Source organism: Pseudomonas sp. 10B238 (assembly GCF_000970615.1).
Classification (GTDB): Bacteria; Pseudomonadota; Gammaproteobacteria; order Pseudomonadales; family Pseudomonadaceae; genus Stutzerimonas.
In genome coordinates this window covers 22,356-29,603 of record NZ_KQ033948.1, presented here as the reverse complement: position 1 = coordinate 29,603, position 7,248 = coordinate 22,356, and the positions used below count along the sequence as shown (strand labels likewise).

The following is a 7,248-nucleotide window of genomic DNA, read 5'->3' as shown; positions in this document are numbered from 1 at the left end:
GCGCCCAACCGTGCAGGAATTCTAATGAGTTGAGGGCCTGTCTCTTCGGCGTCAGGCCCCGCTTATCTGGAGTGAAAAGCGGTGAGTGCCACATGGCCCGGAAGAAAAGAAGCAAGCGCTCGATGCAGGTGCTGAATGCCCTGCAATTCTTCAGCAGCTTGCAGCTGTTCGTGGGGCTGACAACGGATTGATGGCAACGGTTATGGAGAGCTATCTACGGGAAGAGTTTCCCAGTAGCGAAATCAGGAGCGATTCGCAGAACAAGTCCATTGACGAGACCATCTCCATCGTCCGCTCCTACCTGCGGTAGAGGCACCAGGGTGCCCTCGGTGAGGGAAAATTTAGTTAGCTAGTAAAGGAAGCGCCATCATGAAATCACGTGCAGCAGTTGCCTTCGGGCCTGGAAAGCCACTGGAAATCGTCGAGATCGACGTCGAGCCGCCGCGCAAGGGCGAGGTGCTTGTCAGGATCACGAATACCGGCGTTTGCCATACCGACGCCTTCACCCTGTCGGGCGAGGACCCGGAAGGCGTGTTCCCGGCGGTGCTGGGCCATGAGGGCGCCGGCATCGTGGTCGAGGTCGGCGAGGGCGTGACCTCGGTCAAGCCGGGTGACCACGTGATCCCGCTGTACACCGCCGAGTGCGGTGAGTGCCTGTTCTGCAAGAGCGGCAAGACCAACCTGTGCGTGGCGGTGCGCGCCACCCAGGGCAAGGGCGTGATGCCCGATGGCACCACCCGCTTCAGCTACAACGGCCAGCCGATCTACCACTACATGGGCTGCTCGACCTTCAGCGAATACACGGTGGTGGCCGAAGTCTCGCTGGCCAAGATCAACCCGGACGCCAATCCCGAGCATGTCTGCCTGCTGGGTTGCGGTGTGACCACCGGCATCGGCGCTGTTCACAACACGGCCAAGGTTCAGCCGGGTGACTCTGTGGCCATCTTCGGCCTCGGCGGCATCGGGCTCGCTGCGATTCAGGGGGCACGCCAGGCCAAGGCGGGTCGCATCATCGCCATCGACACCAATCCAGCGAAGTTCGAGCTGGCTCGTACCTTCGGCGCGACCGAATGCCTCAACCCGAAGGACTTCGACAAGCCGATTCACGAGGTTCTCATCGAGATGACCGGTTGGGGTGTCGATCACACCTTCGAGTGCATCGGCAACGTCAACGTGATGCGCTCGGCACTGGAAGCAGCACATCGTGGCTGGGGCCAGTCGATCGTCATCGGCGTGGCTGGTGCAGGCAAGGAAATTTCGACGCGCCCGTTCCAGTTGATCACCGGTCGCACCTGGAAGGGCTCGGCTTTCGGCGGGGTCAAGGGCCGCACTCAACTTCCCGGCATGGTGGAGGACGCAATGAAAGGCGAGATCGATCTCGCCCCGTTCGTCACCCACACCATGGGCCTCGACGACATCAACAAGGCCTTCGACCTGATGCATGAAGGCAAGTCGATTCGCACGGTGATCCACTACTGATCGCCCACTACCCATTCAACGCCAACCACCAAGGAAATTAATCATGTCCACTCCTGTCATTTCTGGCGATGGCATCTTTTCGCACATCTTTATCGGCGCTGCCGACCTTCAGAAGTCGGTCGCGTTCTACGCCGCCGCTCTGGGTGCTCTTGGCATCAAGAACCTCGGTCCTTTCAACAACGGATGGGTACTTTTCGGTCGCGAAAAGCCGGCTTTCATCATCGCCCGCCCGGGCAATGGTGAAGCGCCTTCCAGCAACGGCGTGACGATCGGCTTTGCGGCCGCCACTCCCGCTGAAGTGGATGCCTTCCACGCCGCCGGCCTTGCCGCAGGCGGCACTGACGAGGGCCAACCTGGCGCACGTGGTCACCTGCCGGGTGCCTATGCTGCCTACCTGCGTGATCCGGCGGGCAACAAGGTCTGCTCGTACACCTTCGTCTGAAAGCAAGGAAGCTGAGAGCGTTCTGACAGGGTCAGCACAAGCCTCTATTATACGGCGAGCCTGTTAGACGGACTGCGTAACGCGGTGCATGCTCATGAAGATCGGCCCGCAGCCATGTGTGAAACGCATGGCTGCGGGCATTTGTTTTGAAGCGTGCTTTTCAACCAATGAGAAATGAGGTCGTTATGAAAGAGCCGGCCAATATCAATACGACGACCGTACAACCCACCCCAACCGCCACCGTGTACGGCATGCCGGCTTATGCCGATCGTGCTGCAGCCGTGGGTGAAGTGCATGCGCGCCCGCATCTGTTGCTTGAGGCCCCCCGCGGTATATTGCAGCTCGCTTTCATGACCGAAGGTGACCAGACCAGGGATCAGATGGCGATGAGCGAGTTGTCTCATCGCTTCGGCGTTGCCGAGCCCGACCACGCTACGCCGCTACACGGCATGACATGGGATGAGGGAGACCTTCACTGTGAAAAGCACACCGAGTTCTCTACGTATCTCTGGTGCGCTTCGCTGGATTCCAAGACGGGAGAGCCTTGCGGAGAAAATCCCTTCAAACATGGATTTGTTCCTCCGGGCCCGGTCATATCCGGCATCCGCTTGAGACTTCTTCCGTGGATACCAGAAACGGAGAAGGAGGCTGATCGCTTCGATCCTGCCAGCCTGTGCTACTCGTTGGTAGAGAACGGCTCTGCCGCCATCTTGACCGACTTCCGACAGGATGAGGATGGCCTGACGCAGATCCTCATCCTTGCTCGTGATTTGACCCCGGCGCGGGCAGGTGCGCTGGCTCAACTTCTATTGGAGATCGAGACGTACCGTACCTTGGCGTTGCTGTCTCTGCCGTTGACGCGATCGATGACGTCGGAGCTGCGACACATGGAGTCGCGCCTTGCTGCGATCACTGACGAGATGTGTACGAATTTGGTAGAACGCCGCGATAGCGACGTGCTGCTTTCCGAATTGACAGGTCTGGCCGCCGAACTGGAAGCTGGCGTCGCGGCAAATCTCTATCGCTTCGGCGCCAGCCGTGCCTACTACGAGATCGTCGAGGAAAGGCTGGCTGCGCTTTCAGAAGTGGCCGTATCCGGATACAGCACCTGGGCGGATTTCCTGCAGCGTCGCATCGCTCCAGCCATGCGGGAGTGCCAATCCGTAAAGGAGCGCCAGGCCAAGCTCTCCGACAAACTGACCCGAGCCATCGCGTTGCTGCGTTCGTGGATCGACGTCGAACTTGAACGCCAGAACCGCGATCTGCTGGCTTCGATGAACAACCGGGCCAAGTTGCAATTGCGCCTTCAGCAAACCGTCGAAGGCCTGTCGGTCGCGGCAATTTCTTATTACGTCGTGAGTCTTCTCGGCTACCTGCTCAAGGGCATTCCGATCGTTCACGACAGCGTGGCGCCGGTGATGGCGGTTCTGGTACCTGCGGTGATGCTGACGATCTGGTGGATCGTCCGCAGGATAAGACACGCCCACAGCGACACGGCGGCGGAAGAGAAATCTTCCTGACGAGCTGCCGTCCTGGCGCGCGATAGCTGCGCCGTCCGTTTGAACAGAGGAGAACAACATGCCAAGCAATTCTTTCGGTGAATCCTCTTGTACCGCTGCGGCCTGCATTGAAGCGTTTGTAGACCTTATTCCAGTAGCCAAACGCCTTGGGCAGGTCTCTCCAGGGACATCCCGTGCGCATGCGGTACAGCATGCCCTCCACGGTCATTCGTAGATCACGCTTGTTGTAGATGGCCTTGTGCAGCAGAATTTCCCGCAGCTTCGACCAATGCTCATCGCTGAGCAGTAATCGGGGCATTGCAAGCTCGTATCGATGTTGGGTCAGAGCTTCAACGATACGGGCTTGCTCTTATAGATCAATGGGTTAGCGCGAAATGGCAACAGACCCTAGCAAACCAGTTCAAATAACGTGGCGCAGTAGTTTTATCAGGTCCAAATGCGCCGTTTGGCCTGCGTCAGTTTCCCGGTGGTCTCCAGCCGTACATACACCAAACGCCTCTGGTCATCCACCGCGTCGCAACTCCCTGACACCCCGGCCCAGCTTGCGGCGCAACAGGGCCCGCAGGGTCACCCCATCCGAGTACCCGACCTGTGCGGCGACCTGGTCGACGCTCGCGTTTCCGGTGCGCAAGAGATGGACGGCATGCTCCACGCGCAGGTCCTGGAAATACGACAGCGGCGTCTTGCCCAAAACGCTTTGCAGCCGCCGCGCCAAGGTGCGCTCGCTTGTGCCCGCGGCGCAGGCCGCTTCGGCCAGCGAGAACCCCTTCGCGAGCCGACGTCTGGCCCAGCATTCGAAGCGCTCCACCATCGGGTCGGCATGCGCAAGGTGGTCGGGAATCACGAACTCGGCTTGCGAACTGCGTGCCTCGACCAGCAGATAGCGTGCTACTAGGGCCGCCAGCGCCGGACTGCGCCCCCGGATGATGCGCAAGGCCAGGTCGACGTGGGCCAAAGCGGCACCCGCGGTAGTGAAGCGTGTCGAGTTCACGATCATGCGTGACTCGTCCAGCGTGACGTTCGGATAGCGCTGCCGAAACATCGGCCCCAGCCACCATGACGTCGTCGCACGATGCCCATCAAGCAGGCCACTCTCTGCAAGCAAGAAACTACCGGAGCAGGCGGCACCAAGGTGCGCGCCAGCGGTGGACCACTGCTGTAGCACGGCGACCGCATCGGGCACGTCGGGGCGTGTGAGCCGAGCCGAGAGCGTGTCAGGCATCTTTTCACCAAACGCGGGCACGAGCACGACGTCTGGTTCCGGCACACCACGCGCAGTGACCACGGGGACCGTCAAGCCTTGCGCAGTTCGGATGCGACGCCGCACGCCCACCAGCGTGAGCTCTATGTGCGCGGGAGCCTGTGGCAGCGAGCCCGACATCGCATTGGCCAAGCCCACTGTGTCGGTGAGCGCCGCAAGCCCCAGATCAAACACGCCATCACAAACAAGGATGTGGATTTTCATGGCAACAATGATATCAATGTTGTCATTATTGTCTATAGAGATGGCTGTCATGAAGACTTAGACTGCAGGCTCGTCGATCCATTCATCTAACCCAGTTACCCAAAGGATTACAGTATGACCAAGCTCGCCCTGTTTGTTCGCCTCGAAGCCAAACCCGGCCAGGAGGCTGCGCTTGCCGACTTCCTGGCCAGCGCACTGCCGCTCGCCAACGCCGAGTCCGGCACCACTGCCTGGTTCGCATTGAAGTTTGGCCCTTCGACGTTCGGTGTGTTCGATGCCTTTGCCGATGAGGCAGGTCGCCAAGCACATCTGAACGGCCAGATCGCCGCGGCCTTGATGGCCAACGCCGCGACCTTGCTCAGTTCTCCGCCCAATATCGAGAAGGTCGAACTGCTTGCAGCCAAACTGCCTGCATGACAACCCGGCCTTGACCCAATCAGGTCACGCTGCAGGATGGGGGGCACAAGCTCTACGCAGCGATCCCCCCCTCGATTGCACTTGCCCAGGGAGCTACCTTCCACAGCGACGGGGGGCAATATTGCAGCCAGAACTTCCAAGCTGCGTCAGCAAGCAGGGGCAACATCAGGGCTGGCTGTGATGTTCCGATTCGTCGGGTAGTTATCGAGAAGTACCGACTGTTTGCAACGTGTCGGTACCGAGAGCCGTCTGGGCGAGCCAGATTTCCGGCCCATTGGAAGTCCGCAGTCCGCAAGCGCGGATCGATCGAGCGATTTGTTGAAAATCAACGACCTAGCACCGGGCCGTTCGGGCTAGTGAGGGTTTCTGGGGGGGCGTAACGATTCGAACTCCTGCAGGGGCTCGGTGGGGTGGAACCCTGCGCCAAACCTATGTAACTCAGCGCCTTGCGACCGCTGCAAACTCCTGCGGAAAGGTGCGGAATCCGGGCCTTGATGCCCGCAATCCTACCAGTTCTGCCCTGGTCGGGTCACCAACCGAGCGCATCAGACAGGGCGCCAGTTCTATTCCCGTTTGGGAATTGAACCCGCGTCAGCATCCACTCATCCGACGTTCGATCAGGCGGTGACGAACCGCTCCCGAAATGCTCGCCGGACCTGGTCGTAAGGCACAGGGCTGGTGGCGTGCGGGACCAGCGCGCTTCTGTCGCCGATGAGGTAGTTGATCCGGTAGGTGCAGTTTCCGGAGGGGTGCAGCATGCCGGCAATCACCCGGTCGGGATTCAGAACCCGCTCCTGGATCAGGCGGTCCAGCACGCTCTGGACCTACGGCCCCAAGCCAACGAACATGGCATCTTTCAGTTCTTCGACTTCCGCCGCGAAGTGCTACAGCAGGTACTTCCTCAGCAAGGGGTGCTTGGTCATATCCGGTGAGCCACGGTAATCGTCGTCCTTTACGAATACCGGATAGCGCAGACATTGATTTTCGTGCGTTAGAGAGGGCCTCGCTGCCCAAAAGCCTCACGCGCAAACTCCAAGAAGCTGCGCAGCTTTGGAGTCATTCTTCGGTCAGGGGCATAGAGGATGTGCATTGCGGTATTCGGCACCGGGTACTGCGGCAACAGACGCACCAGTGTCCCATCGCGCAGTGCATCGCTAACCAACTCTATCGGCTGTAGAACCACGCCTAGACCAGCTACAGCCGCTGCCAGCAGTGGATCACCTTGATTGATCGTTAATTTGCTTGTAATAGGAACATCTATACGCCCCTCCGGGCTGTCGAAGCTCCAGTGTGAGCGGCCATCAGAATAGGTAAACCCCAGACATTCCTGCTGCTGTAGATCCCACGGATTGATGATGGGAGGGCGACGTGCAAGATAGGACGGCGCAGCGCATAAAACCATCTGATAGGGCTCCAGTGGCAATGCCTTCAACCCACTGCTCGCCAGCTCGCCGATGCGAAATACCACGTCGTAACCATCATCAACGATATCGACCAGTTCGTTCGATAACGTTAGGTCAACAGACACCTGAGGATACCGAACCATGTATTCCAGCAGGCGTGGCGAAAGCGTGCGGATTCCGAACGTGACCGGCGCGTTGATGCGAAGGCGGCCGCTTGGTGTGCCCCGAGTGAGGGCAGCCAGGCTCTCGGCAGACTGCATGTCTGCAAGGATCAGTTTTGCTCGCGGGTAGAACGCCCTGCCGAAGTCGGTGAGGCTTTGCCTGCGCGTAGTCCGGTGCAGCAGGGAAACACCCAGATGTTGTTCGAGCATTTTCACCTGTTTCCCTACCAATTGAGGGGACAGATTCAGGTCGTCCGCAGCGGCGCTGAATGAACCCAGCTCAACTGTTTTGACGAACGTGGCCATCTGGGTCAGGCGATCCATTATAAACACTCTGTTTCTAGTAATACGCCATCGTAGG

At 59.4% G+C, this 7,248-nt stretch carries 8 protein-coding genes and 2 pseudogenes; 5 read left to right on the top strand and 5 right to left on the bottom strand.

All coding sequences use genetic code 11. The features are described 5' to 3' along the window. Positions 1-85 precede the first annotated feature (85 nt). From RT21_RS21930 to RT21_RS21915, 4 genes are all read left to right on the top strand, one after another. Positions 86-310, top strand: coding sequence for a metal-sensing transcriptional repressor (locus tag RT21_RS21930; RefSeq protein ID WP_013970887.1), 225 nt, complete (start codon positions 86-88; stop codon positions 308-310). 59 nt (positions 311-369) lie between these two features. Further along, positions 370-1,479 (top strand): S-(hydroxymethyl)glutathione dehydrogenase/class III alcohol dehydrogenase, encoded by a 1,110-nt coding sequence (locus RT21_RS21925; protein ID WP_003291553.1) that lies wholly within the window; start codon positions 370-372, stop codon positions 1,477-1,479. Between the two features lie 43 nt (positions 1,480-1,522). Then, positions 1,523-1,921, top strand: coding sequence for a VOC family protein (locus tag RT21_RS21920; protein ID WP_003291554.1), 399 nt, complete (start codon positions 1,523-1,525; stop codon positions 1,919-1,921). 185 nt (positions 1,922-2,106) lie between these two features. Then, positions 2,107-3,441, top strand: a complete 1,335-nt coding sequence (locus RT21_RS21915; protein WP_042927609.1) for a DUF3422 family protein — start codon at positions 2,107-2,109, stop codon at positions 3,439-3,441. Positions 3,442-3,544: 103 nt separating this feature from the next. Here the strand turns inward: RT21_RS21915 and RT21_RS23445 are convergent. The 3 genes and pseudogenes from RT21_RS23445 to RT21_RS24510 all read right to left on the bottom strand — a co-directional run. Then, positions 3,545-3,739, bottom strand: a pseudogene (locus RT21_RS23445) (transposase); the annotation flags it as partial. Positions 3,740-3,943: 204 nt separating this feature from the next. Continuing rightward, positions 3,944-4,252: a helix-turn-helix domain-containing protein gene (locus tag RT21_RS24515; protein ID WP_371263644.1), complete on the bottom strand. Its 309-nt coding sequence runs from the start codon at positions 4,250-4,252 to the stop codon at positions 3,944-3,946. A gap of 123 nt (positions 4,253-4,375) precedes the next feature. After that, positions 4,376-4,906: pseudogene (locus RT21_RS24510) on the bottom strand (DJ-1/PfpI family protein); the annotation flags it as partial. A gap of 114 nt (positions 4,907-5,020) precedes the next feature. On the opposite strand from RT21_RS24510, the gene RT21_RS21905 reads away from it, so the two are divergent. Further along, on the top strand, positions 5,021-5,323 hold the full coding sequence (locus tag RT21_RS21905) for a putative quinol monooxygenase (RefSeq protein ID WP_007182542.1): 303 nt from the start codon (positions 5,021-5,023) through the stop codon (positions 5,321-5,323). Between the two features lie 617 nt (positions 5,324-5,940). Here RT21_RS21905 and RT21_RS23965 read toward each other — a convergent pair. Further along, positions 5,941-6,138, bottom strand: coding sequence for a hypothetical protein (locus tag RT21_RS23965; protein ID WP_023082110.1), 198 nt, complete (start codon positions 6,136-6,138; stop codon positions 5,941-5,943). A 176-nt stretch (positions 6,139-6,314) separates the two neighbouring features. Next, positions 6,315-7,211: a LysR family transcriptional regulator gene (locus RT21_RS21895; RefSeq protein ID WP_013970892.1), complete on the bottom strand. Its 897-nt coding sequence runs from the start codon at positions 7,209-7,211 to the stop codon at positions 6,315-6,317. Between the last annotated feature and the right edge of the window lie 37 nt (positions 7,212-7,248).